At 61.2% G+C, this 26,560-nt stretch carries 26 protein-coding genes; 15 read left to right on the top strand and 11 right to left on the bottom strand.

All coding sequences use genetic code 11. The features are described from left to right. Both ACE3OH_RS03955 and ACE3OH_RS03950 read left to right on the top strand, forming a co-directional pair. Positions 1–226 (top strand): hypothetical protein (locus ACE3OH_RS03955; protein ID WP_374348712.1); only part of this gene is annotated, 226 nt, incomplete at its 5' end. A 233-nt stretch (positions 227–459) separates the two neighbouring features. After that, positions 460–762 carry a hypothetical protein gene (locus ACE3OH_RS03950; protein WP_374348709.1) on the top strand — a complete coding sequence of 101 codons (303 nt, stop codon included), beginning with the start codon at positions 460–462 and terminating at the stop codon, positions 760–762. A gap of 60 nt (positions 763–822) precedes the next feature. On the opposite strand, the gene aroC is transcribed toward ACE3OH_RS03950, so the two are convergent. From aroC to ACE3OH_RS03930, 4 genes are all read right to left on the bottom strand, one after another. Beyond that, positions 823–1,926, bottom strand: coding sequence for a chorismate synthase (aroC, locus tag ACE3OH_RS03945; protein WP_374348707.1), 1,104 nt, complete (start codon positions 1,924–1,926; stop codon positions 823–825). A gap of 119 nt (positions 1,927–2,045) precedes the next feature. After that, positions 2,046–3,422, bottom strand: a complete 1,377-nt coding sequence (locus ACE3OH_RS03940; protein ID WP_374348705.1) for a TRAP transporter large permease — start codon at positions 3,420–3,422, stop codon at positions 2,046–2,048. After that, complete coding sequence (locus tag ACE3OH_RS03935) at positions 3,419–3,979, bottom strand: TRAP transporter small permease (protein WP_374348702.1); 561 nt, start codon at positions 3,977–3,979, stop codon at positions 3,419–3,421. The genes ACE3OH_RS03940 and ACE3OH_RS03935 overlap by 4 nt, the downstream gene beginning before the upstream one ends. Positions 3,980–4,187: 208 nt before the next feature. After that, positions 4,188–5,192, bottom strand: coding sequence for a TRAP transporter substrate-binding protein (locus ACE3OH_RS03930; protein ID WP_374348699.1), 1,005 nt, complete (start codon positions 5,190–5,192; stop codon positions 4,188–4,190). A gap of 170 nt (positions 5,193–5,362) precedes the next feature. On the opposite strand from ACE3OH_RS03930, the gene ACE3OH_RS03925 reads away from it, so the two are divergent. From ACE3OH_RS03925 to ACE3OH_RS03880, 10 genes are all read left to right on the top strand, one after another. After that, complete coding sequence (locus tag ACE3OH_RS03925; RefSeq protein ID WP_374348696.1) at positions 5,363–7,294, top strand: sensor histidine kinase; 1,932 nt, start codon at positions 5,363–5,365, stop codon at positions 7,292–7,294. Between the two features lie 2 nt (positions 7,295–7,296). Continuing rightward, a complete protein-coding gene (locus ACE3OH_RS03920) occupies positions 7,297–7,908 on the top strand; it encodes a response regulator transcription factor (protein WP_374348693.1) in 612 nt (203 codons plus the stop codon). Positions 7,909–8,532: 624 nt separating this feature from the next. Then, positions 8,533–10,044: a COG3014 family protein gene (locus ACE3OH_RS03915; protein WP_374348690.1), complete on the top strand. Its 1,512-nt coding sequence runs from the start codon at positions 8,533–8,535 to the stop codon at positions 10,042–10,044. An 84-nt stretch (positions 10,045–10,128) separates the two neighbouring features. Continuing rightward, positions 10,129–10,512, top strand: a complete 384-nt coding sequence (locus ACE3OH_RS03910; protein WP_374348687.1) for a YcfL family protein — start codon at positions 10,129–10,131, stop codon at positions 10,510–10,512. Between the two features lie 106 nt (positions 10,513–10,618). Continuing rightward, on the top strand, positions 10,619–11,230 hold the full coding sequence (gene lpoB / locus ACE3OH_RS03905) for a penicillin-binding protein activator LpoB (RefSeq protein WP_374348685.1): 612 nt from the start codon (positions 10,619–10,621) through the stop codon (positions 11,228–11,230). A 140-nt stretch (positions 11,231–11,370) separates the two neighbouring features. After that, positions 11,371–12,249: a hypothetical protein gene (locus ACE3OH_RS03900; RefSeq protein ID WP_374348682.1), complete on the top strand. Its 879-nt coding sequence runs from the start codon at positions 11,371–11,373 to the stop codon at positions 12,247–12,249. After that, a complete protein-coding gene (locus tag ACE3OH_RS03895) occupies positions 12,246–13,145 on the top strand; it encodes a hypothetical protein (protein ID WP_374348679.1) in 900 nt (299 codons plus the stop codon). Before ACE3OH_RS03900 ends, ACE3OH_RS03895 begins: the two co-directional genes overlap by 4 nt. A gap of 230 nt (positions 13,146–13,375) precedes the next feature. Next, positions 13,376–14,386, top strand: coding sequence for a porin (locus tag ACE3OH_RS03890; protein WP_374348676.1), 1,011 nt, complete (start codon positions 13,376–13,378; stop codon positions 14,384–14,386). A 15-nt stretch (positions 14,387–14,401) separates the two neighbouring features. After that, positions 14,402–15,121, top strand: coding sequence for a substrate-binding periplasmic protein (locus ACE3OH_RS03885; RefSeq protein WP_374348674.1), 720 nt, complete (start codon positions 14,402–14,404; stop codon positions 15,119–15,121). Positions 15,122–15,209: 88 nt separating this feature from the next. Further along, positions 15,210–15,926: a substrate-binding periplasmic protein gene (locus tag ACE3OH_RS03880; protein WP_374348671.1), complete on the top strand. Its 717-nt coding sequence runs from the start codon at positions 15,210–15,212 to the stop codon at positions 15,924–15,926. Positions 15,927–15,983: 57 nt separating this feature from the next. Here the strand turns inward: ACE3OH_RS03880 and ACE3OH_RS03875 are convergent, their stop codons facing one another. The 6 genes from ACE3OH_RS03875 to ACE3OH_RS03850 form a co-directional block, all read right to left on the bottom strand. After that, a complete protein-coding gene (locus ACE3OH_RS03875) occupies positions 15,984–16,514 on the bottom strand; it encodes a hypothetical protein (protein ID WP_374348669.1) in 531 nt (176 codons plus the stop codon). 313 nt (positions 16,515–16,827) lie between these two features. After that, complete coding sequence (locus ACE3OH_RS03870; protein ID WP_374348666.1) at positions 16,828–17,925, bottom strand: alkene reductase; 1,098 nt, start codon at positions 17,923–17,925, stop codon at positions 16,828–16,830. Between the two features lie 76 nt (positions 17,926–18,001). Beyond that, complete coding sequence (locus ACE3OH_RS03865; protein WP_374348663.1) at positions 18,002–18,586, bottom strand: TetR/AcrR family transcriptional regulator; 585 nt, start codon at positions 18,584–18,586, stop codon at positions 18,002–18,004. A gap of 124 nt (positions 18,587–18,710) precedes the next feature. Beyond that, a complete protein-coding gene (locus tag ACE3OH_RS03860) occupies positions 18,711–19,478 on the bottom strand; it encodes a hypothetical protein (RefSeq protein WP_374348660.1) in 768 nt (255 codons plus the stop codon). A gap of 177 nt (positions 19,479–19,655) precedes the next feature. Next, complete coding sequence (locus tag ACE3OH_RS03855; protein ID WP_374348657.1) at positions 19,656–20,099, bottom strand: group 1 truncated hemoglobin; 444 nt, start codon at positions 20,097–20,099, stop codon at positions 19,656–19,658. 15 nt (positions 20,100–20,114) lie between these two features. Next, complete coding sequence (locus tag ACE3OH_RS03850; protein ID WP_374348655.1) at positions 20,115–21,011, bottom strand: DUF3034 family protein; 897 nt, start codon at positions 21,009–21,011, stop codon at positions 20,115–20,117. Between the two features lie 168 nt (positions 21,012–21,179). On the opposite strand from ACE3OH_RS03850, the gene ACE3OH_RS03845 reads away from it, so the two are divergent. The 3 genes from ACE3OH_RS03845 (at position 21,180) to ACE3OH_RS03835 (ending at position 23,864) form a co-directional block, all read left to right on the top strand. Next, on the top strand, positions 21,180–21,734 hold the full coding sequence (locus ACE3OH_RS03845) for a sigma-70 family RNA polymerase sigma factor (RefSeq protein ID WP_374348653.1): 555 nt from the start codon (positions 21,180–21,182) through the stop codon (positions 21,732–21,734). Further along, a complete protein-coding gene (locus ACE3OH_RS03840) occupies positions 21,731–22,444 on the top strand; it encodes an anti-sigma factor domain-containing protein (protein WP_374348650.1) in 714 nt (237 codons plus the stop codon). Before ACE3OH_RS03845 ends, ACE3OH_RS03840 begins: the two co-directional genes overlap by 4 nt. A gap of 166 nt (positions 22,445–22,610) precedes the next feature. Beyond that, positions 22,611–23,864: a RimK family alpha-L-glutamate ligase gene (locus ACE3OH_RS03835; RefSeq protein ID WP_374348648.1), complete on the top strand. Its 1,254-nt coding sequence runs from the start codon at positions 22,611–22,613 to the stop codon at positions 23,862–23,864. 61 nt (positions 23,865–23,925) lie between these two features. Here the strand turns inward: ACE3OH_RS03835 and ACE3OH_RS03830 are convergent, their stop codons facing one another. Further along, positions 23,926–26,208, bottom strand: a complete 2,283-nt coding sequence (locus tag ACE3OH_RS03830) for a hypothetical protein (RefSeq protein WP_374348646.1) — start codon at positions 26,206–26,208, stop codon at positions 23,926–23,928. Between the last annotated feature and the right edge of the window lie 352 nt (positions 26,209–26,560).

Here is a 26,560-nt window from a genome sequence, read left to right as displayed (position 1 = left end):
CGCATACTCGCATGTGCTCGAAATCAGGCTGGTCGATGAGGTGGATGCCCCGCAAATCCCGGCCTGTTTGCTCAGCGAGTCGGGCATGGTGAGGTGTTTTCATCCCGATACGCCGAAAGGCGAGGCCGGTGCGGATGGACGGGCGATAGCGCCTTGGCGGCAATGGTTCGATGCAGCGTGGCTGCGAGCGCATCCGCCGGTCGAGGGACGCAGGCTTGGCATTTGATCTGCATGCAACTACTTACCTTGCACTGCATCAAACCTCTTTTTTTTTCTCCCGGAACTGCTAGAATCCGGCGGTCGGTCGTATCTGATGCGTCTAAGGTTTTATCAAAGCCCTCGATCAACGGTCGATTGCTTTTTTGTTTTGCAATTCTATGAACCCACCGGTAAAGGTACATAACATGAAACAATCCCTGCTCGTTGCTGCCCTGTTGGCTGTTGCTCTGGCTGCTTGTGGTGAAAAGGCTCCTGAGGCTCCTGCTGCTGCCCCGGCTCCTGCCGCTGCTGAAGCTCCAAAGCCAGCTGAAGGCGCTGCACCTGCTGCCGCTCCTGCTGCTGCTCCTGCTGGCGACGCCGCTGCAGCTCCTGCTGCAGCTCCAGCCGCTGCACCTGCTGCAGAAGCTCCTGCTGCTGCACCAGCTGCTGCTGCTCCTGCAGAAAAGAAGTAAGCTCAGCTTGCTTCGATGCAAAAAGCCGACCGTCAGGTCGGCTTTTTGTTTATCTGCATTCATTGAATTACCCAAATTTACATCTTGTTGAAAAGTTTTCGGCAATTAAAAAAGCGCCCGCAGGCGCTTTTAATGTTTTGGGAATAGGCGATCAGTTTTCAAACTGACCGGGTATTGGCGCAACTCTGACTCGCACATCGGCATTCTGTGCGCGATGGCGCAGGGCGTGATCGATCAGCACCAGTGCCAGCATGGCTTCGGCAATCGGCGTGGCGCGGATGCCCACGCAGGGGTCGTGGCGGCCAGTGGTCTGCATCATCACTGCATTGCCCTGTTTGTCGATCGAAGCGCGATCTTGCGGGATGCTGGAGGTGGGCTTGATCGCCATGCTCACCCGGATTGCCTGGCCGGTGGAAATACCGCCAAGCACGCCACCGGCATGATTGCTGGCAAAGCCCTGTGGCGTCAGTTCATCACCATGCAGGCTGCCGCGCTGGCTGACTACCGCAAAGCCATCGCCTATCTCCACTGCCTTGACCGCATTGATGCTCATCATGGCGTGGGCGATATCGGCGTCGAGCCGGTCAAACACGGGTTCGCCCCAGCCTACCGGCACATTATCGGCCACTACATCGATGCGGGCGCCGATGGAGTCGCGCTCGCTGCGGATCTGGTCCATATAGGCTTCCAGTTGCGGCACGATCTCGTCATTGGCGGCAAAAAACGCATTGCCTGCGACATGCTCCCAGGCTTTGAACGGAATGGCGATTTCACCGAGCTGGCTCATATGGCCGCGGATCACGATGCCAAAGCGCTCGTGCAGCCACTTCTTGGCGATTGCGCCTGCCGCCACCCGTACTGCCGTCTCTCGCGCCGAACTACGGCCACCGCCGCGGTAATCGCGGATGCCGTATTTGTGCCAGTAGGTGTAGTCGGCATGGCCGGGGCGAAAGGTATCGACGATCTTGCCGTAGTCCTGGCTGCGCTGGTCGGTATTGCGGACCAGCAGGGCGATAGGGTGGCCGGTGGTCTTGCCTTCGAACACGCCGGACAAAATCTCCACTGTGTCGGGCTCCTTGCGCTGGGTGACATGGCGGCTGGTGCCGGGCTTGCGGCGATCGAGCTCACGCTGGATATCGGCCTCGCACAGCGCCAAGCCGGGCGGACAGCCATCCACCACGCAGCCAATGGCCGGGCCGTGGCTTTCGCCGAAAGAGCTGACTGTAAACAACAGGCCGAATGTGCTGCCCGACATGGCGTGGGTCCTCTAATGCGATGCGGCCCGAAACGGGCCGCAGGGTTGATGCCTGAGAGTCTAACATGGTCGTTTGCCGGGCAAAGACCGCCTGCGCATTTCCTTGTAAGCAAACAGGCTTACATCATGCCCAGCAGGCGCGGCAGCCACAGCGACAGGCCCGGCCAGTAAGTGACAACCATCAAAAAGCCCAGCATGGTGAGGAGCCAAGGCCACACCGCCACCGTCAGTTCGGTGATGCCCATCTTGGCAATGCCGGATGCGACATAAAGATTGAGGCCGACCGGTGGATGGCACATCCCCACTTCCATATTCACCACGATCAGGATGCCGAAGTGCACCGGGTCCACGCCAAGCCGCTGCGCCACCGGGAACAAGATAGGCGCCAGAATCAGCACGATGGATGAAGGCTCCATCACATTGCCGGCCAACAGCAGCAACAGGTTCACTGCCAGCAGGAAGGCAATCGGGCCGAGGCCTTGCGCCAGCAGCCAGTCGGCCATCAACTGCGGAATACCCTCGTGCGTCATCAGGAAGGAGAACAGCACCGCATTGGTGATGATGTACAGCAGCATGGCGCTCATGCTGGCCGAGTCGAGCAGCACCTTGCCGACTCTCTTCAGCGGCAGGTCGCGGTAAACGAATACGGCGACGATAAAGGCATACACCGCGGCCATGGCAGCTGCCTCAGTCGGGGTGAAGATGCCGCTATAGATGCCGCCGAGCACCACGCCGATCAACAACAGGCCCCAGATGGCGCGACGGAAGGCGCGCCAACGCTCCAGCCAGCTGGCACGCGGCAGGCGCGGGTAATTGAATTTGCGCGCGCGCCACCAGGTGGTCACGCCGAGCAGAAAGGCGAGCGCAAGCCCCGGCACCACGCCAGCCATGAACAGGGCGCCGACCGAGGTATTGGTGGCAACCGAGTAGATCACCATGGTGATCGAGGGCGGGATCAGGATGCCCAGTGCACCCGAGGTGGTAATGACGCCGGCGCCGAACTGCTTGGGGAAGCCCTGCTTGACCAAGGCGGGCAGGATGATGGAACCGATGGCCACCACGGTAGCCGGGCTGGAGCCCGATACCGCAGCGAACAGTGCGCAGGCCATGACGCCGGCAAGCCCCAGTCCGCCATGCCAGTGGCCCACCAGGCTGGAGGCAAAGTCGATCATGCGCCGTGCCACCCCGCCATGGGTGAGGAAGTTGCCGGCCAGGATAAAGAACGGAATCGCCATGATTTCGAACTTCTCGATGCCGGTGAACAGCTTCAGTGCGACCGACTCCACCGGTACCTTGGTCATGGTGAACAAGAAGGTCAGCACGGTGAGGCCAAGCGCGATGGAGATCGGCATGCCGGTCAGCATCAGGCCGAGCAGCAGGCAGAAGATCAATGCTTTGCCGCCGCCAACCAGGGAAATTGCCGCCAGCATGGCAAACAGCGCCAGCGGAATCTTGATGGAAATCGGCTTGCTGGCCGTTGCGAGTGCAGCTGTCATGCCGGCTCTCCTTTCAGTTCTTCATCGAGGCCCTCAACATGGCCGACATCGTGATGCGGTACCTCGCCGGTACGGATAAAGGTCCATGCCACTTGCAGGAAGCGGAAGCACATCAGTGAGGTGCCGAGCGGAATGGCCAGATAGACAATCCACATCGGTGCCTCCAGGTCAGGCGAGGTCTGGTCGGTATGGGCCATCTGCCAGACAAAACGGCCGCCCAGCGTGGCGACGATGCCGGTGAACACGGCGCCGGAAAACAGGGCAAACAGCACAAAGGCTTTCTGATAGCGCGGCTCCAGCCGGTTGACGATGACATCGACACCGACATGAATGCCGCTGCGCACACCGTAGGCGGCACCAAATTTGGCCATCCATACGAATAGATAGATGCACAACTCCTGCGCCCAGGAAAGATTGAGCGACAGCAGCCAGTTCTGTAGCAGGGGAATCTGGTAGCCCGAGGCATAGCGGTGCAAAACCGCAAAAAAGATGATCAGCGTGGCTGCCGCCATCAGGCTGGCGATCAGCCATTCCTCGAGGTGATCGAGATATTTCATGGAGGGCTCCTGCAGACGCTTGCGGTGGAGGCGCCAAGCCGGCTGGTCCAGCCTGGGCCTGCGAATGCGTTGCTTTGTTGTTTCGGGGGCCGGCAAAGACCACCCGGTATGAATCCGGGCGGACGACTCGCCAGCGGCGAGCCGTCACGGTGCAAGCGAGCCGGCCAAGGCTCGCCGGATCGCTGCCTCGCGTTCGACGCAGTGGCGCTTACTGCACCGGCTTGAAGTCGGTTTCCTTGTAGATCTCGGCCAGCAAGTCCTTGCCATAGCGGTCGATCATCTTGGTGTGCACTGGCACCAGTGCCTTGCGGAAGGCAGCGCGCTCAGCCGGGGTCGGCGTGTAGATGGTGGTCTTGCCTGATGCCTTGATGGCAGCCAGCGCCTTGTCGGTTTCCTGCTTGGCGATCTGGTTGGCATACACCGACGCGTCATTCATCGCCTGGGTCAGGGTGCTGCGCACATCGGCAGGCAGGCCATCCCAGAACTGCTTGTTCACAATCACTGCATAGCCAAGGAAGCCATGGCCGGTCAGGCTCAGATGCTTCTGCACCTCAAAAGCCTTGCTGGTGTACAGATTGGAGGGCTCCAGCTCGGTGCCATCGACCACGCCGGTCTGCAAGGCCTGGTAGACCTCGGAGAACGCCATTACCTGGGGCAGGGCGCCCAGGCTGCGCATTTCCTCGTCCAGCACCTTGGACGACTGGATGCGGATCTTCAGGCCCTTGACATCTTCCGGGGTGCGGATCGGCTTATTGGACGAGAAGTTCTTGAATCCGTTTTCCCAAAAACCCAGTGCCTTGATGCCCTTGGTTTCCAGCTTGGCATACAGCTTGGCGCCGATCGGGCCGTGCATCACCTTGTTGACTTCTTCGTAGCTGTCGAACAGATAGGGCAGGTCGAAAATCTCGAATTCCTTCACGCCAAGCGGGCCGAATTTGGCAAGGCTCGGTGCCAGCATCTGCACGGCGCCCAGTTGCAGCGCCTCCATTTCTTCCTTGTCCTTGTATAGCTGGCTGTTCGGGTAGACCTCGACCTTGACGCGGCCCTTGGTGCGCTCCTCGGCCAGCTTCTTGAAATATTCGGCTGCCTTGCCCTTAGGGGTGTCCTGTGCCACCACATGGCTGAATTTGATCACGATCGGTGCATCGGCAGCAAAAGCCAGGCCGCTGAGGACAAGGGCGATAGCGCCAGCAATAAGGGATCGACGTTGCATCGGTGTAGTCTCCTGGTTTTTGTGCACGATCACCCGACCGTGCCATGTGGGGATGGTGGGTCGATTGTTCGCTCCAGGCTGCCGGCCGGCAATTGTGGATGCCGACCTGTGGATTTCCACAGGTGCGTGCGCCTTGCCCTGCATGCGACTTTGCCAGCGGAATCCATTGTATGAGCGCCAATCTGCCCCCCACTTTCCATCAAGCCGCCAGTCGCCCGCAGCGCTGGCTGTGGGTATGGCCGCGCGTGGCCTTGCTGTGCTTTGGCCTGGCGGTGATCAGCCTGCTGATTTATACGCGCAGCGAAGAGCGGGCGGCACAGCGCTCGGTCTTGATCAACGATGTGCTGTGGGCTGAGCAAAACCTGCATTTCCAGTTCGAGCAGACCGAAGATCGCGCCCGCGCGCTGGCATTGGCCGCAGCCAATGGCGCCATCGAACAGGGCGGTTTTCATGATCGCGCCATCCTGATGGTGAATGGCGAGGCGGGCGTGATCGGCCTTGCCACCGTCGATCTGGGTGGCCAGTTGCGCTTGCAGGCCGGCGCCAGCCTGCCCGAGCGCGATCTGTGGCAGGCAACGCTGGAATATGCAGCTGCCACGGGTCGTCCTGCGTATTCACGTCCGATCATGCAGGGCAGCGATGCCGTGCTGGTGCTGGCGGTAGCCGATGGCGATGCACGGGTACTGGTGCTGATTTCACTGGCAAAGCTGATCAATCACCAGATTCCCTGGTGGTTCGCCACCAAGTATCGGGTATCGATTCTCGATATCGCCGGTAACACCATAGCCAGCAAATCCCGTATCGATGCCGGCCGCGAAGCGCTCAGCCACCAGATTCCGCTGGAGCCGCCCGGGCAGGGACTGAGCATGAGGGTCACCGCCTACCGCATGCCGGGCAATACCATCCAGCAGCTACTCAGCGCGGCCGTCTTGGTACTGGCGGCTGCCGTGCTGTACAGCTGGTGGCGACTGCGCCGCCATGTTCAGGGCCGGCTGACTGCCGAGGCGGCCTTGCAAAGCGAACATGCGTTTCGCAAGGCGATGGAGGATTCGCTCACCGTGGGCATGCGTGCCCGCGATATGGAAGGGCGCATCGTCTATGTGAACCCGGCGTTTTGCAAAATGCTCGGTTTTAGCGAGCAACAGTTGCTTGGTGCCGGCCCGCCTTACCCGTATTGGGACCCGGATGGCATGGAACGCCACCAGCGCCAGCACGAAGAAGTGCGCGCCGGCCGGGCACCGCTCAGTGGCTATGAAGCACGTTTTCAACACCGGGACGGCCATAAGGTCGATGTGCTGGTGTACACCGCGCCGCTGATCGATGCACAGGGCGTGCAGCGCGGCTGGATGAGTTCCCTGATCGATGTGACCGAGCGCCGCCGCATCGAAGCACTGAGCCGCGCTCAGGAAGAAAAGCTGCAACAGGTGGCGCGGCTCACCGCCATGGGCGAGATGGCCTCAACTCTGGCGCATGAGCTGAACCAGCCGCTGATGGCGCTGAGCAGCTATGCCAGTGCCGCCAAACAGCTGGCCAATCAGCCCGAGCAGCGCAGCTTGCTCGACTCCACCCTCGATAAGCTCTCAGAGCAGTCGCAGCGGGCGGCCCAGGTGGTCAGGCGGATCCGCGAATTCGTGCGCAAACGCTCGCCCGAGCTGGAGTCATGCCAGTTGCAGACACTGATCGACGAAACCCTGGCCCTGATCGGGTCTGATGCGCAGTCCCAGGGCATCCGCCTGGTCGTGCACATGCCGGACAAGCCGCTGAGCTTGCATGCCGACCGCATCTTGCTGGAGCAGGCCTTGCTCAATCTGCTGCGCAATGCCATGGATGCCAGTGCCGGCATGCCTTTGGAGCGGCGCGAGGTGGTACTGCAGATACAGGTCAGCGAGGCGCAGATCGAGGTGGCGGTGATCGATCGTGGCTGCGGCATTGCGCCGGAGCAGGCGGCGCATCTGTTCGAAGCGTTTCATACCACCAAGCCGCTCGGCATGGGCATGGGGCTGAGCATTTGCCGCTCCATTATCGAGAAGCATCATGGCACACTCGCCTACCGGCCCAATCCGGACGGTGGGGCCATCTTTCATTTCAGCTTGCCACGGTAGCCATGAACGAATTGCGCAATATCCATGTTGTGGACGATGACGCCGCGGTACGCGATGCCTTGGGCCTGTTACTGCTATCGCATGGCTATGCGGTGCGGGTGTTCGAGTCGGGTGAGCGCTTTCTGGAGGCGCTGGAGCCGCATTGGGAAGGCGTACTAGTGCTGGATGTGCGCATGGCCGGCATCAGCGGGCTCGATGTGTTTGCGCAGCTGCGTCAGCACAATAGCGAGCTGGTGGTGATCTTTCTATCGGGCCATGGCGACATTGCCATGGCGGTGGGGGCGGTCAAGCAAGGCGCCTTCGATTTTCTGGAAAAGCCCTGCGCCGAGCGCACCCTGCTCGACAAGCTCGATGACGCGCTGGCGGTGGCCAGTGCGCGCCGCCAGATGCGCGGCAGCCAGGAAGCCGGCCAGGCGCGCTTGGGCCGCCTGTCGCTGCGCGAGCGCGAAGTGATGGAGCGCATTCTTGCTGGCAAGCTCAACAAGCAAATCGCCGACGAGCTGGGCGTGGCGGTGCGCACCATCGAGGTCCACCGCGCCAATGTGTTCGCCAAGATGGCGGTGCGCTCGGCAGTTGAGTTATCGCAGCTGCTGGCTGGCTTGGAGCGCAATTGACTGTGCTTCTGCTTGCGCGTCGGTAATAATCACTCGACCGGGTTTGCGGCATAGTGACGTTGTTTCACCGGGATGGCTTGGGAGCCACTGAACGAATCACCCAACGCGCCAAATGCGCGGTTCCCCCGCGCTATGCGGGGGCGGAGGGGTGGAGTGAAACAGCGAGAAATCAATGACCTATCTACTTTCACGTTGGTCCCGGGTCTCCCGGGACATGCGGTGGTGGTCGAAAACTCGATTCGTTCAGAGCTTCTCTTGGTCGACTTGCAGCTGGTTCTTCCCTGTCACTACTTCCACGTCGTTGAACTGCACCACCGGTAGAGGCTGGGTGGTTAATGCGATATGCCGGCTTGGTTTTTCGGAGGTAAGGGCTGATGTCGATGATGGATCAGGCAAGCGAAACGCCCCGGTTTGCGGGAATATCAGCGTTTATGCATTTGTCAAGTTGCCGCGTTTGCGCGATATTACCGAGTTCCCGCGATGTGATTTATGCATAGCCGGGGGCGGCTACAAGCTTTGCTACACTGCGGCGCTTGAGTCCGTCGCTCCGTTTCGCGCCGTTTGATTCCCGCCTGTGGCGCGGCGCAGGAGTACACAATTCCAATATCCCGTTCAGGAGAGCAAATGAAACGTACGCCGCGCCTCGCGCTGACCGTGTTGGTGGCTGCTGTCATGTCTGCATGTACCAGCATGAAGAGCCATGATGAGTTGTCGAACAAGGTGCAGGATGCCCGCCACAGCGGCGGCATTCCGGCAGCGCTGCAGCAGCTGGATGCTTCGGTGAGCTCTGATGCCGATCGCGCAGAGTTGCTTTACAACATGGAGCGCGGCGAGCTGTTGCGCCTGAACAAGCAGCTGGACGAGAGCACCAAGACCTTCCTGAAGGCCGATGCCAAGGTGCAGGAATGGGAAGATACGGCCAAGACCAATCCATCCAAGCTGCTCGGCATGCTCGGTGCCAGCCTGATCAGCGAGCGGCTCAAGGCGTATGAAGGTCGCGATTATGAAAAGGTGTGGCTGACCACCCGCCTCGCCATGAACCGCCTGGGCGCCAATGATCTGGAAAACGCCCGTGTCGATATCAAGCGCACCCACGAGCGCGAGGCGGTGATTGCGGAATTCCGGTCCAAGGAAACCGATGCGGCCGAGAACGAAGCCAAGTCCAAGGGCGCCAATGTGCAGGGCAAGGACATCAACGGCTATCCGGTGGAAACCCTGAACGACCCGGAAGTGCTGAAGCTGAAAAACGGCTACCAGAATGCCCTGAGCCACTATCTGGCCGGCTTCGTTTATGAAGTGACCAATGAGCCGGGCCTGGCCGCACCGGGCTACCGCAAGGCCATCGAGCTCAAGCCCGATTCGGGCGTGCTGGAAGAAGGCCTGCGCGGCCTGGATGCGCGCACCAGCTTTACCCAGAAGCGCAAACAGCGCATGACCGATACCCTGTTCGTGATCGAGGCGGGCTCGGCGCCAGCGCGCAAGTCGCGCTCGTTCACCCTGCCGGTGTGGATTTCCGGCAAATTGCGTACGGTGAGCATCTCCTACCCGGTGATCGAGCCATCGCACGAGCCGCTATTGAACAATCTGGTGGTGAATGGCCAGTCGTTCAAGCTGGAAAGCGTGGTGGACCTGAATGTGATGGCGCGTCGCGAGCTGAAGGAAGACATGCCGGGCATGATCTTCCGCAATGTCACCCGCGCCATTGCCAAGGGCGTGGTGCAGGATCAGCTGGAGAAGAAGGCGGGCCTGTTGGGCGCGGTGATCGGCTCGGTTGCCTCTGCGGTGACCGAACAGGCGGATGACCGGATCTGGCGTACCCTGCCGGGCCGCGTGTATGTCGCCCGTGGCTATCTGCCGGAAGGCGAGCACCGGCTGACGGTGGCCGGCCGCGACCTCGGTGCGGTGAAAGTGGGCGGCCAGTATGCAATGGTGCCGGTTCGCTTGTACGATGACAGCGTGATTCAAGGCCCGGTGAGCAGCTTCGGCACGCTGGCAGCGGCTCCGGTAGCTGATACCAAGCCGGCCAATGAGGCCGTGAAGCCAGCGGACAAGGCTGGTGAAAAAGCCGCCGACAAGCCGGGTAAAAAGTCGAAGAAGGCGAAGGCAGCAGAGGCCGCCAAGCCAGTGAACGGCTGATTTTCATCAATTGACAAGCGAATGCCTGCCTGGCCATGGCGCAGCGCCATCTGGCAGGTATCCGATGCACGCAAGGAGATAGACATGAAGCGAAGCATGATTGCCCTGACCGCGGTAGCGGCCTTGCTGGGTGCTGTGGCGGTGGCCGATAACGCCATCGCTACCGGTGGCGTAGCCGGCAAGGTGGCGCTGCGTGGCGATGCCAAGGATATGAAAGTGGTCGAAATGCGCGTGGTACGTCGCAACGACGTGCTGGTGGTGCAGGCCGACCTGCAGAACAACAGCAGCTACGACAGACAGATTTTCTATCGCTTCCGCTGGCTCGATAACACCGGCAACCAGGTGGGTGATGGCGAGACCTATAAGCAACTTGGCTTTATGGGTCAGCAGATGCAGACCATCAAGGCGGTAGCGCCACACCCCAATGCCACCGATTTCCGGCTGGAAATGAATGTGGAAACCAAATAGGCCGCCCAACGCCATAACAAGCAAGGCGGCCGATGACGGGCATACCCCTATCGGCCATTTTGCCCGGCTGTGAGCCTGAACCATGCGTTTGAACCAGGAGAATCTGATGTCTGTCCGCCGTACTGTTGCCCTGTCGCTGGCTTCCTTTGCGACCGTCATGGCCTTGAGCGCCTGTACCACCACCGTGTCCTCGCCGGTGCTGCGTTTCGATCGTGAAGTGAATTACGGTGATTCCAAGGCAGTTGAGCTGGTAACTAATGAGTTTGGCTCTACCGACTTGCAACTGATTGCTGAAAAAATGGTGGGTAGCTTGCTGGAAACCGGTATTTTCCAGGGCCGCCCCACGGTGACCATTTCCACCGTCAAGAACAAGACCAGCGAATACATCGACACCACCAATGTGATGAACTCGATCCAGACGCAGCTGGTCAAGTCAGGCAAGGTGCGTTTCACCCGCTCGATCCAGGAAATGCAGGCTGGTGTCGATGAATTGCAACGCCAGAACCAGAGCGGCCTGTACAAGCAGAACACCACCGCCAAGGTCGGCCAGATGACCGCTGCCAAGTACAGCCTGGAAGGCGAGCTGACCAGCATCGTCAAGAAGAATAACGACACCAAGGATGTCTACTACAAGTTCACCCTGAAGATGTTCGATGTGGCCGAGGGCACCATCGAATGGCAGGACGAGAAGGAAATCCGCAAGACCAGCAAGCGCTGAGTCCTGCGCCGGCTGCCTGCCTGATCGGCAGGGCTGGCCGGGTGGAACCGGGCGGCTGCGCCAGTGCGCGGCAGCCGCAGAGCCGAATAGGGCGCAGGTCGATGCCGATGGCACGCCTAGCGCTTCGCAAGGAGAACACCATGCAACGACGCAGTTTACTGGCCTTGATGGCCGCCAGCCTGCTGGCACCGGCCGTGCTGGCCGACGTGGCCGCACCGAAAGTCGCGGTGACCGATCTGGCCTACACGCAGGCGGTATCGCAATACTTTGAAGCAGCTGAACTGAAGAGCAATACCGCACTCAGCGCCAACCGCAATGGCATGGCGATGAGCGACAGCACCCAGCTGACCTATGTGGCGGGTACCTATAGCTATCTGGAACAGCGCGAGTTGGGCTCTTTTACCAATGACATCAAGGGCGCGCTGATCAAGGGCTCCGGCTTGCGCCTGGTGCAGGGCAAGGGCTTTGATGCCGGCGCACCGCAGCCGACCAAGGCCGAGCAGGTGCTGAATCAGATGAAGACCGGCAAGATCGCCAAGCCGGTGCGTCAGCCCGAGGTGAAGGACATCATCGCCCGTATCAAGAAGGGCGAATTCAATGGCGCTGACTATGTGTTGTTCGGCACCCTGAGCAATATCCAGTTCATCGACCAGCTGTCGCCGCTGCAGGGCTCCACCAGCGCTGCCTACCAGTTCGGACTCGATCTGGTGGCAGATTTCTCGCTGATCAATACCAAGACCTTCGAAATCAAGGCGGCCTTCTCGGCTCAGGGCTCGGGCAATGAGACCAAGATCCTGTCCAACCGTGGTGACCATATCACCCCGAATCGTGGCAAGGTGATGCGCGAAACCTCGCAGACCCTGGCGGCCAATGTGTACGAGCAGCTGATCGACCAGCTTGGCGTCAGCGACCCGAATGTGACCCGTCGCATGCGTACGGGCGCTAGCAATGCCAATGGCCAGCAACAGAATATGCAGGTGACGCCGATCAATCAGGAACCGGTAACCATCTTGCGATGAGCGCCTGGCGGGCCGCGCTGGCGGCCCTGATCATGCTGGCCTTTGGGGGTTGTGCGTTTGCACAGCCCCTTTTTGCGTCGCGGCATCTGCCCGCTGGTGAGCAAAGGCTCCCGGCGCTGTTTCGCGACGCACTCGTGCAGCCAGCCCGCTACCGCGTGGTGGTGATTCCGGGCTCGGGCTGCGCCGGCATGGCGCCGATCGCCGACCGCTATTTCGCCGGCCTGTTGCACGCCAGCGTGCTGGTGCTGCATAAGCCCGGCGTGGATGTGGCAGCCTGGCCGGCGCCACCACGGTGCAGCGCCGGCTTTGTGCAGCAGGATGATCTGGCTGAGTGGCAGCAACTGGCGGCCAAGGCCTTGCGCCAGCAGCTGGCGCAGGCGTCGTCCGATTTGCCCGTGGTGCTGGTGGGCATATCGGAAGGGGCCGAGCTATTGCCGGCGCTTGCTCGCGAGCTGCCCGAGGTCAAGGCGCTGGTGATCATCAGTCATGCTGGTCTCGACCCGGCCGAGTTGGCTGGACTGCAGGCCGAGCGCCTCGGCGCCAGCGCCGCCTGGCAAAAGGTGCAGACGGCAGTAGCCAGCGAGCGGCCCGATAGTGTGGTGATGCAAGGGCGCAGCCTGCGCTACTGGCGCAGCCTGCTGTCCTGGCGTTTGCAGCAGCCACTGTTGGCCTCACCGCTGCCGCTATTGCAGGCCTGGGGCGAGCACGATGCACTGCTGCCACCTGATGCCTATCTAGGCTTTGCCAAGGCGGCGCAGCAACGCGCTGCGCCGTATTGTGCGCTGGCGATCCCGGGGGCTGACCATGGCTTGCAAACCGATGCAGGCGACCAATTGCCGCTGGTATGGGCCCGGCTCGAGTTGCGCGCCAAGGGCTTGGACTGGTGTGTCCACTAGTCGGTGTGAGCTTGTATTTGTAAATATATTGTTACGTTTCCGGCGCGCAACAGCTGCCTACCGCTTGTCATGGCCGCCATGGTTGGCGCGGTAAAACAACCTACACCTCCCAAAGGAATGCTTGTCGATAAAGCGCGGCCTGAGCTTGCTCGGGCCGCCGTGTTGGCATCGCCAGGCTGTTTGTAGCTGCCGAAGGGCGTGGCGCCCTGAGGCAAATCAAGGAGATGGCAATGATCACCAGTCACAAGTCGCTGGCATGGCTGCTGCCGGCACTGCTTGCCAGTGCCGCTGCTGCCGATGTCACCGTGTATGGGCAGCTCAATGTCGGTTTGATATTCGATCGCACCACTGCGGTATCGCAGGTCAAGATCGACAATCTGTATTTGCCGAGCCGGCTCGGTTTCAAAGGCGGCGAAGACCTTGGCGATGGCATGAAGGCCTTCTTCCAGATTGAAAGCCGGGTCAACCCCGATGATGCCGGCGCCACCTCGTTTGCCGATCGCGAAGGCTGGATCGGCATTTCCGGCAGCTTCGGCAAGATCGGCCTCGGGCGTGGCAAATCGCCGTATACCAACACCTCGGACCTTTACGATATTTCGGACGGCGCAATCGGCTTCGGCATCTGGTCGGTCGATACCATTACCAATTCCGGCATCGGCAGCGGATCGGTGGCGCGCATCAATAATTCGATCCGTTACGACAGCCCGAATCTGAGTGGTTTTACTTCATCCATCATGTATGGCTTCGGGGAGAACAAGAGTAACGATGCCGGCAAGGGCACCACCGGCATACTCAGCGCCAATGCCGCCTACAATGCCGATCCCTTCGGCGTGGTGGGCGCCTATTCGCATATCGGCAATGCCAACGGTATCGATGGCCAGAACAAGAATGCCTTGCTGCTCGGCGCCAGTTATCGCTTTGAAAAGCTCAAGGCGCAGATCGGCTGGCAGCATGGGCAAATCGACAAGTTCAGCGCCGGCAAGGACTACAAGCGCGATAGCGGTATTGCCACCTTGGTCTATGACGACAAACCGTTCCTATGGCGTGCTGGCATCATCCAGGCCGGAACCGCCAAGCTCGCCGGTAGCGATGTCAAGGACAGCAAATTCACTCAGTATGTGCTGGGCCTGAAATACGGCCTGAGTCCGCGCACCAATCTGTTGCTCGAATACGTGGGGCGCGATATCAAGGTGGGGAATGATCCGCGCGCCTTGACCCTGGGTATGTTGCATGTGTTCTGAGCCAAGTGGGAGCAAATGATGAAACCAGTTCTTTCTACTCTATTTGCCGCCTTTGCCTCGCTGGCAATCCAGGCAGCACCGACCCAGGTGATCGGGGTGCCGGCGGCGCCATGGAGCTATCCGGATAACCCGGCCGCCGGCATCGTACCCGAATACTTCAAATTCCTGTTCGAAAAGGCCGGTGCCGAAATGACCGTGCGCACTATGCCCTATCTGCGGGTGATCGAGGGCTTGAAGGACGGCACGGCCGAGGCCACCTTGCTGATTCCCGATGCCGAGCGCGATACCTTTGCCTTCAATCTGTGCTCGCCCACGCAGATTCGCTCCGGCTTGCTGTACAGCAAGGCCAAGCTGCCCAAGGTGGCCAAACCGGAAGACCTGGCCGGCAAGCGCATCGGCTTTTTGCGTGGCACCAAGGCCATCGACAAGGCCAAGTCGATTGCCGATATCAAACCGAACGATATCGAGAACGTCGGCCAGGGCCTGCAGATGCTGGTGGCAGACCGGCTCGATGCCACATTCATTTCTTCCCCCGGTATCGACACCCTGCTGAAAGAAAAGAATATGAATGCGGCAGACTATGGCTTTGTCGAAGTCGCAACGGCGCCGGTGGCCTTGTATGTGTCACGAAAATCCGAGCTGTTCAAGAACGAGGCGCTCAAGGCCAAGCTAAAGTCAGAATGTGAAGGGAGTGCCAAAGGCTTCATGCAAACCCTGATGCAGAAGTACCACTGATACCGCAATGCCTGTGCAGCACGTACCGCTCCCCGCTTGCGTGCGGCGGTACGTGCTGCGGTTGATATCCACTTTGTTGGAACAAACCATGTTGCGCGCCTGCCTGTTTGTTGTTGCCCTGTGCTGTGCACTGATCGCGCGGGCGCAAACCGAGCCATTGACCGCCTACACCGTCCCGGTGTTTCCGTGGACCTATCCGAATCAGCCTGATCGCGGGGTATCGCCCGAGATCCTGCAGTTCCTGTTCAGGTCGGCCAATATCCCGATCAAGCTGGAGACCTTGCCCTATGTGCGGGTGATCAATGGCTTGCGCGATGGCAGCAATGTTGCGGCTGTCCTGATACCCGATGCCGAACGCGATGGATTTGCCTCGCGGCTGTGCCAGATCGGGCAGATCCGCTCCGGCATCGTGTATAAGCGCAAGCGCTTTGCCAGCCTGGAGCCGAAACAGCTATCCAATCTGATCATTGGCGTGCCGCGCGGTACCCGCGCGCTCGATAAACTCAGCAAGCAAAATGCCACGCTGTATCCGCTGGAGTCGGTGGAGCAGGGCCTGAAAATGCTGGTGGCCGATCGCTTGGATGCCAGCTTTGTATCGCAGCCCGGATCGGTCAGTGCCTTGGAAAAAGCCGGGCTGGATGTCCAGGACTACCCCTGGCTGGAAATCGAGGTGCAGCCGGTGGTGATCTATATCTCGCAGCGCTCGCCGCTGATGGCCGACCATGCGGCGCTGGCGCGGCTGAAGGCCGCGTGCGAGGGTCCGGCACAGGCAAAGATGGCTGCCTTGCTGCAGCAGTACCGCTGAGCCGATACCGGCCGGCTTGCTGCTGCCTGCGCTTGCCGGAGCGCTATCGATAGCGGTTCACCGCAGGCTGAATGTGCTCAGTACCTGCTCGAAGCCGCCCTTGACGCTCGCTTCTTCGTCGTTTGATGCCAAGGTGGCCAAATAGGCTATGCGCGATCCGCCAGCCATCGGATAGAAGTCTTGCTTGAATGGCACGCTGGCACCGGCGACTTCCATGGCAAATTCATTGCGCAAGGCGTGGATGGTGCTGCCATTCAGTTCGATATCCAGGGGGGCAATCGTGCCCTTGGTCCGGGTGAACACCGGGGTTTCCTTGATCGCGACCTCAATATAACTGTCAACAAACTGCTTGAGCGGCGGTGCTATTGCCGCATCCAGCACATTGATGGTCATAACAGCGTTGCCCGGCGTATCAATTACCAGATAGCGATTGGCTGCGGCATTGCTGTCCTGGCTTACTTTCCAGCCTGCAGGCAGGGTCAGCTTCACACCGTCTTTGTCATAGGCACTCGGCGTTGTGCTGGCCGGTTTGCAGCCTTGCAGGCCCAGGCAAATCAATGACAGGAACAATAGCGCTTTTAGGGACATGGGCAGGTGGCGGGCATCACAAGGAGAGTGCGGCATTGTGCCTGAGCCCGGCGCGTTTGCCTCGGTAAGCTCTGAATCGGGCAGGTTTTCAACTTGAGCAGCAAGTCCCGGGATAGCCGGACCCGATCCGGCAGCAGGCAGGTTGGCACCTCCTTGTGGATCTATCCCATCCGCTGCACCTCGCCTTGCGCAGGGTAGAGCGTTTTTTGCGTGTGAGTGAGTTCGCCCAACACTTTGTTTGCGGGGGATAAAGCCTGGCGATGCGAAAACGCCCGCATCGGCGGGCGCATGACGGTTGGCGTTCAGGCTGGCATTACAAGCTTGGGTAGTCGGTATAGCCGTGGTCGCTGCCGCCGTAGAAGGTGCTCGGGTCGGCTTGGTTCAAGGCGGCGCCACGCCGATAGCGCTCTACCAGATCGGGGTTGGCGATAAAGGGGCGGCCAAAGGCGACTGCATCGGCGATGCCGCTACTGATCAGGCGCTCGGCCTTGTCGGCGTCATAGCCGCCACAGAACACCAGGCTGCCGCCAAATGCCTTACGCAAGGCGCGGCGGTAGTCATCGTCCAGCGCCTGGCCACCGGCCCAGTCAGGCTCGGCAATATGCAGATAGGCGATGCCGCGCTGGCCCAAGGCCTTGGCGACATATAGTGCGGTGTCTGCGCTGCCTGCGGGCGACATATCGCCAAACACGCCATTGGGCGACAGGCGCACACCAACCTTGTCGGCGCCGATTTCCGCCACGACCGCATCGACCACTTCCAGCACCAGACGGGCGCGGTTTTCCAGGCTGCCGCCATATTCATCGCTGCGCTGGTTGGCAGCGGTATCGAGGAACTGGTTGAGCAGATAGCCGTTGGCCGCATGCACTTCGACCAGATCGAAACCGGCGCGCATGGCGCGTTTCGCCGCTTGAACATAGTCGGCGACGATGCCAGGCAGCTCGGCAGTTTCGAGTGCGCGCGGCACATCGGTCTGTGGCGTGCTGGGGCTGCCGTCGGGCTGGATGACGAACACGGTTGAATTGCGCGCCTGGATGGCCGATGGCGCCACCGGCGCTGCGCCATTTTCTTGCAGCAGATGGTGCGAAATGCGGCCGACATGCCATAGCTGCAGGGCAATGCGTCCACCTGCCTCATGCACCTGTTCCACCACCTGCTTCCAGCCAGCCTCCTGCGCATCGGTATAGATGCCGGGGGTCAGGGCATAGCCCTGGCCCTGGCGCGAGATCTGTGTCGCTTCGCTGACGATCAGTCCGGCGCTGGCGCGTTGCCGGTAGTAGCGGGCATTCATCTCACTGGGCACGTCGCCGGGCTGGCTGGCGCGCGAGCGTGTCAGCGGCGCCATCCAGATGCGGTTTTTCAGGGTGGTGTGGCCGACGGTAACGGGGGTAAGCAGTTTATCGAGTGACATCGTCTTGCTCCATGAAATAGACCGGTCGTCTAGTTTTGCTGCCAAAAAGACCGGCCAGTAGCCGGTCGGATTCAAATCAATGCTGGAGTATCTGCCCCGTGCTGATCCAGGCAGCGGCAAAGGCATCGGTATTGCGGCGCACCTTGGCCACCAGGGCGGCACCCAGCCATACCTGGTACAGCGACTGCGCCAGCTCTGCTGCACCCTTGTCGCAGCCGGCAATCGAGCCATCTGCCCGACCGATCACGATAAAGGCGGTCAGCCGTTCGATAATGCCCTTGATGCCACTATCGAGCGCCAAGCGCATCGCTTCGGACAAATCGCTGACTTCGCCAGTCAGTTTGACCACCAGACAGCGTGACTCGGTGCAGGCACTGGCCTGCCAGCCATCGAAATAGCGATCAAGCTTGGCGCGGCCAGAGAGGCTGTGGTCGGCAATCAGTTGATCGAGGCTGGCGAGGTAATTGGCGAAGAAGCGCTCCAGCAGCGCCACGCCAAAGCCTTCTTTCGAATCGAAATAATGGTAGAACGAGCCCTTTGGCACTTGCGCCGCACCGAGGATCTCGGCAAGGCCAACCGCGGCAAAGCCTTTACCCAGCATGATGTGCTCGCCGGTGGCGAGCAGGTGTTCACGGGTGTCTTCGAATTGGCGAACTGACATGGTGGCGCAATTTAGCAAACAATTAGACCAGTCGTCTAGTTATCTGTGTGCGGAGCAAGGTGGCGGGTATTGCCACAATCCGACTCGCCACCAGCACGGGCAGGGCGAGCCGCAAACATGCCGCTTATCGGGCTGCGACGGTCAGGCGCTGGTAGCGCACGGCCAGCTCGGTGGCGACTTCGTAAATGCGATTACTGGTGGTCACCACATTGCGGCGCAGGCTGAGGTCTTGCCGGTTGGCTGCCAGCGCATCGAGCGCCTGCTGGAAAAAGAACCACTGGCTGTCCAACAGATCAATCTGCCCTTTGAGCGATGCGGAATTGAGCGGCAGCGCCTTCAATTGCCGGCTGGTCGCCTCGAACTCGCTGCGTGCGGCGGCCAGATCCTTGGCGAGAAAGGGCACGCTCAGTCCGGCGCTTTGTAACAGGTAGTTTTTCGCCAGCCTTTGCGCCAGGGTGGCGACGCTTTCCGCCAACACGCTGGCCTGGGTAGGGGCGTCGAGCTTGGCAGCGAGTAGCTGACCGCCTTTCTGGGCGATGTAGGCCATCTCCTCGCTCGCCTCCAGTACCTGTTTGGCCTGCGCTTGCGTCGGGGTGGGCTTGGTCAGCGCCTGGAAGTCGGACCATTGCTGGTTGAGCAGGCTGAAATTGTCGCTCAGTTCCGCATCCTTCTTGCTCGACTCGGTCAGCTGCGCCAGTTGCTGCTCGAAGCGCTTGCTGCTGGCCGAGAACTCGTTTTTGGCGTCCGTGCTGGTCGGCTCGATCAGGCGCCAGGCATAGGCTTTGGCCATGCGTTCCACCAGGCCACGCTCGTTGGCCGCAAGTTGCGCCGGATGTTCAGCGGCAAAGCCAAGCAAGGGGAGCGCGAGGAGCAGGATTCGGGCGAGTTGCATAGTGAGCCTTCTTGAATTGATCAGGGCCATAGGATAGTCGGTTTTGCCGGGCAATTCTGATAAGGCCCGGGCAAATAATGTGGGGCAATTGCAGCGGCAAACCATGAATGGATGCCGGGCCCGCTGTTGCCAGGGGGCCCGGTGCATGCGCGCACGGTACAAGCAGCATATGGCGCGTCAGCGCGTCACCACTACCCGGTGCATCGGTGCCAGCCTTGCCAGCAGCTTGTTTTGCGAGCGGAACGGGACATTGTTTTTGTCCATGGCCGCCTGCAAATCTTCCACCAGGGCGTTGAAATCACTCACGCCGATATTCAGGCCGGCATGTACCTCGTCCATTGCTGCGCCCTGGTACCGGCAATCGCCACCTAGCAGGGCGCAAAACTGATCGATGAGGCCTGCCTTGAGTTTGGCCTGATCGGTCTTGGCGAAATACTGGCTGATGCGGGCATCGGCCAGCAGGTTGACCATAAAGTCATCCATTACCCGCGCCAGGCCCGGTTTATCGCCGAAATCATGCAAGACCGACAGATCGGGCTCTGCCGCCCGGGCAGTCTGTGAGGCCAGGGTACAAAACACCAGCAACAGGACAAGGCCGGCAATATGTTTGAAAAAGGACATGGCGAACTCCTTGGCTTAAAAGCCCGACTGGATGGAAAGATAGGGGGCATGCTGCTTGTCGCGCAGCACGATATTGCCGAGATGGGCATAGGCCAGCGTCACCGACACATGCTTGGTCGGCGCCCAGGCGATAAAGGCATCAAACCAGTTGTCCTCTTTCGCTACCTTGAGGTTGTCGGGCTTTTGGCGAAATTCCACGCCCAGGGCCAGATCGCGGCGCAAAAGCACGGCGGCCGATCCTTCCAGCAAGGCCTGGTAGCGATCATGTTTGTCGCCGCCAAAGCCGAGGATGCCCAGCTGATTGGCACGGCTGGCGCGCAGTGTGGCGTTGAGCAACAGGCTTTGGTCAAGCAGCAATTTGGTGGCGGAAATATAAAAGTCGGTGCCGCTATGGTCTTTGGCGCCCACCGAGCGCACCACCGCACCGCGATCATTGCGCTTGTACTGGATGCCAGCAGCAATCTGCGGCATCCAGTCGCCTTGCTCCAATACTGCATCGCCCGCCAGCTTTACCTTGAGTCCGACCACATCCTGGTGAAACACAAAGCCATGGCCCAGCCCCAGCGCCGTGCCGACATCGCGGGTGTTGAAGCTCTGCCGGGCGTAGGAGAACTCTACCTTGTCGTATACCCCAAGCAGGGCACCGGCGCTCTGGAACAGGTAGTCGCCGGAATTCACATTGGTGTAGAAGGCATTGGCACCAATCTGGTCCCCGGTGCCATAGCCGCCTATCACCGCCCACGGGGTCAAGCCGCCGCCAGCTGCGCCTTCCACCTGGGTGACGCCGCCGGTCAGCAGCAGCTTGCCGCTGCCGGCCAGCGATTCGGCCAGGGCGGGTAGGGCAAGCGCCAGCAGGCCCGATACGACGAGCTGGCGGGCCGGCCTTAGACAGGTGGAAAACGAATCGTGCATGGTGCGCTCCTTGCGTGAATACTGATTTGATCGGTTTGCTACACAGATGCTGATACGCAAGGCCGCAGCAACTGGATGCACCAGGCTGAAAATATTCGTTTTTGCCTGCATCCTGAAGTCGATTGCCTGCGTATCACCGTGCAAGGTCCAACCAACAGGGAGAGGCTCTTGGCCAATCAAGACGATATTGCGCAGCTGCTGGCGCGCACCGGGCTGCGCGATGCGGCGGCTTTTGAGGCGCTGTACCACGCCACTTCGCCACGGCTGTATGCGGTGGCGCTGCGCATGCTCAAACGCGCCGACTGGGCGGAAGACGTATTGCAGGAGTGCTATGTGAACATCTGGAACCATGCGGCCGATTACGCCCGCGAATACAGCGAGCCGTTTACCTGGCTGACCCAAATTGTGCGCAATCGCTGCCTCGACTGGCTGCGCCGCCCGGCACGCGAAGACAGCGTCGGGGAAGACGACGCCGGTGTGCTGGAAAACTGGCAGGACGAGCGTGCCGGCCCCTTGCAGCAGTTGCTGGCCGCAGACGATGCGCGCCTGCTCGGGCGTTGCCTGCAAGCCTTGGAGAGCCGCTCGCGTGAATTGATCACCCTGGCCTATTTCCAGGGCTTGTCGCATAGCGAGCTGGCGGCGCAGCTGGCCCTGCCGCTCGGCTCGGTCAAAAGCTGGGTGCGGCGTGGCCTGATGCAGCTGAAGGAGTGCTTCGCGCTATGAACTACCTTCGTCCCGAATTGATCGATCGCCTGGCGGCGGAATATGTGCTGGGCACCCTGGCCGGCCCGGCGCGCCGACGGTTTGAAACCTTGATCCGGCAACATGAGCCGATACGGCGCCGCGTCAACCAGTGGCAAGACCACTTCAACCCGCTTAGCGCCAGCCTCAGCCCGGTGCGTCCGCCGGCGCGGGTGTGGCAGGCCTTGGCGCAGCGACTTGCCTTGCCCGGCGCCAAGCCGCTCGCCAAACCGCGCTGGTATGACAGCCTGGCGTTCTGGCGTGCCGGCAGTGCGCTAGCACTGGCCGCCGTGTTGGGGCTGGCGGTGATGCTCGCCTATCGCGGCAGCGGGCCGGAGCCCAGCGCGGCAACAACGGTTGCGGTGCTCGATAGCCAGCAAGGCAGCGGCAAACTGCTGGTGAAGTTTGATGCACAGCGTAACGAGCTGGCGCTCGATACAGCCGGTCGCGTGGTGCCGCCGAGCGGACGTGATCTGGAGCTGTGGGCGCTGCCGGCCGATGCCAAGCCGGTGTCGCTCGGCGTGGTGCGCCTGTCTGCCGCCCATCGGCTACGCCTGAGCGCGGCACAGCGCGCAGCGTTTGATCGCAGCGGGGCGCTGGCGGTCAGCGTGGAGCCGATCGGCGGTTCGCCAAGCGGTCAGCCGACTGGCGCCATCGTGCTCAGCGGCAAGGTCTTGCTCCGGCAGAGCTGATCAGCGGCGCGCCCTGCGTGCTTTGGTGCTTTAGGGCTGCTATATATTCTTGGTGGTGAGCAAACAGGCCCGGCATGCCGGGCCTGTTTGCATCGTGGCGCAGGAACAGGGCGCCGCGCGCGGGCCATGGATTGCACAGTCGATGAGTGCTTACGGAGGGGCCATCTTGCCGGACCAGTTAATGCAGCGAGCACAGCGTGCGCGGGGCGAATTGATCGGCCTGGCCAACTTCGCCGTCGCGGCATTTCGCGGCATCGATCTGGCGCCGCTGTGCCAGGCCTTGATCTCCCGCGTGGAAGCCGACCCGGACGATGCCAATGGCCTGCTGGATCTGGCCATTGTGCTGCAGTTGAGCGGGCAGCGCGAACTTGGCTTGGGCGTCTTGCGCTCGGCGCTGGAAAAACGCCGCATCTATACCTTGCCGGCGCCACGCGGCGGCGCCATCCGGCTGTTGCTGTTCATGGTGGCGGGCGATCTGGCGCAGAACAATGCCATCGAGTTTTTGACGATGGACAGCGATATCACCTTGTTGCTGTGTTTCGTCGGCCAGACGGTGCCCGCCTTCGATGCCTTGCCCGAGCACGATGTCGCCATGGTGGCGGTGTGCGAATCCAGTGCCAATCGCAGTGTGCTGACCCGGCTGGCTGCGGCGCTGGCGTATTGGCCGCGCCCCTTGATCAACCGGGCAGAGCGGATACTTGCCAGTGCGCGCGATGCGACCAGCCAGGCCCTCGACGGCATCGCCGGGCTGCAAGTACCCCCGACTCGCCGCCTGCGCCGCGCCAGCCTGCAGCTGGTGGCCGATGGCCTGCTGGATATGGCACAGGCCAGTGACGGGCTCAGCCTGCCACTGATCGCCCGGCCGCTTGATTCGCAAAAGGGCCAGGGCCTTTGCCGGCTCGGCCACTGTGCCGATGTGCAAGCGTTGCTGGCCAATCCGGGGATCGAACACTTTTTCGTGGCGCCCTTTGTCGACTACCGCTCGCCCGATGGCCTGTATCGCAAATGGCGCATCATGTTGCTGGGCGGGCAGCCCTATTTGTGCCATCTGGCCATTTCACAGAACTGGATCGTCCACTACCTCAGTGCCGGCATGAGCGCTACCGATAGCGCCGGCGCTGCCAAGCGTGCCGAAGAAGCGCGGGCGATGCAGACGTTTGAAAGCGATTTCCTGCCGCGTTACGGTGCTGCACTGAAGCAGATGGCGTGGCGGCTGGGGCTGGAGTACGTCGGCGTCGACTGTGGCTTTGACCAGGATGGACGGTTGCTCCTGTTTGAGGCCGATGCCGGCATGACCATCCACCTGATGGATGGGCCAGAGCTGTTTCCGTATAAGCACCAGCAGATGCCCAAGGTGTTTGCAGCATTCAGGCAGTTGCTGGTGGATACCGTGTCAGGCAAGGATGCCTGGCAGCTCTGACGGCGCGGCGGTCACTGGCCCGCGCGCCAGCTGGCCGGGCTTGCCCTAGCCCGGCAGCGATCTACAGATCGTAACGTTCGACAATGGCGATATGTCTTTCCATGCCGAGGCTGTTGCGGTCGGCAAATTGCGGCCAGCAGGCCGGGTGGGGCCAGTCGGCGGTCAGGGCCAGCAGGCGTTGATCCAGCTCGCTGGCCGATACCTCGGCCGGTGCCACTACGCGGAAGAACAAGCCCGCTAGCGGCTCGCCGCCATCGGGGTTGCTGACCTGGTATTCCGCGCTGCTGCTGATCCAGTATTCCCAGCCCATGGCGTCGATGGCCTCGGTGAAGGCCCTGAGATGCGCCTCGCCCGGATGGGCGCCATCGACAAAGCAACTCTCGCCAAAGCCGCCAGGCTCGATCACATGCAAGGCGAGGAAGGTCGGCAGGAAATCGGCCCGCTCTGCTTCGTCTTCCGGCCAGGGTTCCAGCGGCGTGGCGTCGAATGCTACCCAGTCGCGTACATGTTGGCGGTCTGGCACCCTCGACGGTGCCTGGATGCGTGCGGTGGCCGGGCCGGTGCGCAACGCGTAATAGGTCTTGCGCTCGCCGTCTTCATCAAAGGCGATCAGTACATTGGACCAACGCTCTTCGATCGGTCCTTCCGCTGTATCGAGCTGGATATCCAATTTGGCGGCGCAATCACGCACGGTCGGCCAGTCCTGCGCGGCGCTGGCGACAGTGGTGAGATCCCAGATGGCGCTGCGGTCGTCCTTATCCATGGCGCACAGCGCCTTGCGTTGCGCCACCGCCTGCGCCAGATCGCCAGCTGCAAGGGCTGCTTGTGCCCACAGCACCCGCGCGCCATAGGCCTCGGGGCGCAGATCGACATAGCGCTGCAGCAAGTTGCAGGTTTCGTTGTACTGCTTGGCGATCCAGGCCAGACGGGCGCGGCACCACAGGGCGGCGGCCGGGTTGGCCGCTTCGATGGCATTGGCCAGCTCGGCTACCTCGGTGGTTTTTCCCTGATCGAGCAGCAGGCCCAGCAAGGTGTAGTTCGGCCCGTCGCTATCGGGATAGGCTTTCACGAATTGCCACAGCTGCGCCTCGGCTTCATCGACCAGGCCGCAGGCGCGCAGGGCGGATGCATATTGCCCGGCCAGGTCGCCGTCGGCCGGCAGGGCGGCGCAGGCTGCTGCCAGCCATTCCAGATCTTGCTCGGGGTTGGGCGATTCGCGTTCCTGCATCCAGGCGTACAGCTGCTCCGCCGGCACGGGCAAGGGCGTGCTGACTGCAGCCGTCTCCTGCCAGGCGGCTTGCAATTTGGCGAAGCTGGGCGCCAGCTCCTCGGGTTTTTTCAGCTTGAGCAAGTGGGCATGGCCAATTGCCAGCGCCCGGCCGGCGCTGTCGCGCGCGCCACGCGCCAGGGCCAGTTCGGCATGCCATAGCGCCATGCAGCTGGCCTTGTAGTGGGCACCCACCCGGCTGGCATGCAGCAAGGAGGTGTAGATGCCGGCACCCACCTGCCAGTGATTGCGCTCGGGCTGGGCGCGCAGCAGCATGGTGGCGGCCTCTGCCCAGCCATACCAGGAGCCGGCCAGCAGATCACCATGCGCCGGCAGTTGCTCAGCAGCCTCATCCGGCTTGCCCTGCAGCACCAGGATACGGGTGCGGGCGATGGCGCGGTCCTGCTGGTCCTTGCGGTCGCCATCGTTGCCCTCGATGCGTTCAGCTTCGCGCAGGGCGGCCAGTGCTTCGTCAAGCCGCCCGCTTTCTTCCAGCGCCCAGCTCAGCGTGTCATACCAGCTGGCACGCACTGGCTGCCCCGCCTGGCGCAGCGCAGCGAGCTGTAGCTCGACAAAGTCGCAAGCCTCGGCAGCACGGCCGGCGTCGATCAGCGCCTGTGCGTATTCGGTGCTGATGCAGGTAAAGCAGGGCCAGTCCGGGTTGATGCGGTCCAGCGTTTCGCGCGACACATCGAGCCGTGCCTGCGCCCAGCCGGGCGCATCGACATTGGCGTAGCAGATGGCGATATCCTGGGTGACGCAGATCGCCTGCGGGCAGCCATCGGTTTCCGGCCGATGGGCAAATTCATACAGTGCCACCGTTTCATCGAGCGCCAATTCGCCTTCGCTGCGATTGGTAAAGCGGTTTTGCAGGCCCCAGTGGCGAAAGAACACTTCCAGCCACGGGTTTTTCAGTGCGCGCGCTGCGGCAATCGCCTCTGGCAAGGCGGCATCGACACGCTGCGGGCGGTTGCCGTCGGTATCGCTGGGAATATCATCCATCAGATCCGCAACCCGGCCGTAGCCGGCTTCACGCAGATCGCGCTGCAACTGTCCTACCCATGCCCAGATATTCATGGACGTCTATTCCTTATTTGATTGATTTGAAATGCGAAAACAAACCTGCGAACACAGAGAACACTGAGGACACTGAGAGAATCTCGCGCTGGTGATTTCCATATCGTTTGACGAGAGGGAATGATTAGAGCGCTCTACGACACCCATAGCTGTTTCATCTCTTTAATCAACCCGGCTGATGGATCGACCAAACACCGATAGCCTCTACTCCAAAGACTACCCCACTGTGAACCGCCCCGGATTTCGTAGAGGCCATTTGGTTTAAGTCAGGCCGGTACGGTCAGCTGACTGGCGAGTTGCCGGTAGTAGTTTGCCTCAGCCTCTGCCGGCGGGATATAGCCGATCGGTGCCA

The sequence above is a fragment of the Chitinimonas sp. genome (assembly GCF_041904975.1).
GTDB lineage: Bacteria > Pseudomonadota > Gammaproteobacteria > Burkholderiales > Chitinimonadaceae > Chitinimonas.
Note: the sequence above shows the minus strand (reverse complement) of the source record. Positions and strands in the feature narration are given on the sequence as shown.

Excerpts from the sequence above, each read along its gene's own strand:
- ACE3OH_RS03865 (WP_374348663.1), bottom strand. The coding sequence starts at position 18,586 with ATGTCAGTTCGCCAATTCGAAGACACCCGTGAACACCTGCTCGCCACC.
- ACE3OH_RS03940 (WP_374348705.1), bottom strand. The coding sequence starts at position 3,422 with ATGACAGCTGCACTCGCAACGGCCAGCAAGCCGATTTCCATCAAGATT.
- ACE3OH_RS03895 (WP_374348679.1), top strand. The coding sequence starts at position 12,246 with ATGAGCGCCTGGCGGGCCGCGCTGGCGGCCCTGATCATGCTGGCCTTT.
- ACE3OH_RS03925 (WP_374348696.1), top strand. The coding sequence starts at position 5,363 with ATGAGCGCCAATCTGCCCCCCACTTTCCATCAAGCCGCCAGTCGCCCG.
- ACE3OH_RS03860 (WP_374348660.1), bottom strand. The coding sequence starts at position 19,478 with ATGCAACTCGCCCGAATCCTGCTCCTCGCGCTCCCCTTGCTTGGCTTT.
- ACE3OH_RS03915 (WP_374348690.1), top strand. The coding sequence starts at position 8,533 with ATGAAACGTACGCCGCGCCTCGCGCTGACCGTGTTGGTGGCTGCTGTC.
- ACE3OH_RS03850 (WP_374348655.1), bottom strand. The coding sequence starts at position 21,011 with ATGCACGATTCGTTTTCCACCTGTCTAAGGCCGGCCCGCCAGCTCGTC.
- aroC (WP_374348707.1), bottom strand. The coding sequence starts at position 1,926 with ATGTCGGGCAGCACATTCGGCCTGTTGTTTACAGTCAGCTCTTTCGGC.
- ACE3OH_RS03885 (WP_374348674.1), top strand. The coding sequence starts at position 14,402 with ATGATGAAACCAGTTCTTTCTACTCTATTTGCCGCCTTTGCCTCGCTG.
- lpoB (WP_374348685.1), top strand. The coding sequence starts at position 10,619 with ATGTCTGTCCGCCGTACTGTTGCCCTGTCGCTGGCTTCCTTTGCGACC.
- ACE3OH_RS03900 (WP_374348682.1), top strand. The coding sequence starts at position 11,371 with ATGCAACGACGCAGTTTACTGGCCTTGATGGCCGCCAGCCTGCTGGCA.
- ACE3OH_RS03855 (WP_374348657.1), bottom strand. The coding sequence starts at position 20,099 with ATGTCCTTTTTCAAACATATTGCCGGCCTTGTCCTGTTGCTGGTGTTT.
- ACE3OH_RS03870 (WP_374348666.1), bottom strand. The coding sequence starts at position 17,925 with ATGTCACTCGATAAACTGCTTACCCCCGTTACCGTCGGCCACACCACC.
- ACE3OH_RS03880 (WP_374348671.1), top strand. The coding sequence starts at position 15,210 with ATGTTGCGCGCCTGCCTGTTTGTTGTTGCCCTGTGCTGTGCACTGATC.
- ACE3OH_RS03830 (WP_374348646.1), bottom strand. The coding sequence starts at position 26,208 with ATGAATATCTGGGCATGGGTAGGACAGTTGCAGCGCGATCTGCGTGAA.
- ACE3OH_RS03920 (WP_374348693.1), top strand. The coding sequence starts at position 7,297 with ATGAACGAATTGCGCAATATCCATGTTGTGGACGATGACGCCGCGGTA.
- ACE3OH_RS03875 (WP_374348669.1), bottom strand. The coding sequence starts at position 16,514 with ATGTCCCTAAAAGCGCTATTGTTCCTGTCATTGATTTGCCTGGGCCTG.
- ACE3OH_RS03890 (WP_374348676.1), top strand. The coding sequence starts at position 13,376 with ATGATCACCAGTCACAAGTCGCTGGCATGGCTGCTGCCGGCACTGCTT.
- ACE3OH_RS03930 (WP_374348699.1), bottom strand. The coding sequence starts at position 5,192 with ATGCAACGTCGATCCCTTATTGCTGGCGCTATCGCCCTTGTCCTCAGC.
- ACE3OH_RS03935 (WP_374348702.1), bottom strand. The coding sequence starts at position 3,979 with ATGAAATATCTCGATCACCTCGAGGAATGGCTGATCGCCAGCCTGATG.
- ACE3OH_RS03840 (WP_374348650.1), top strand. The coding sequence starts at position 21,731 with ATGAACTACCTTCGTCCCGAATTGATCGATCGCCTGGCGGCGGAATAT.
- ACE3OH_RS03910 (WP_374348687.1), top strand. The coding sequence starts at position 10,129 with ATGAAGCGAAGCATGATTGCCCTGACCGCGGTAGCGGCCTTGCTGGGT.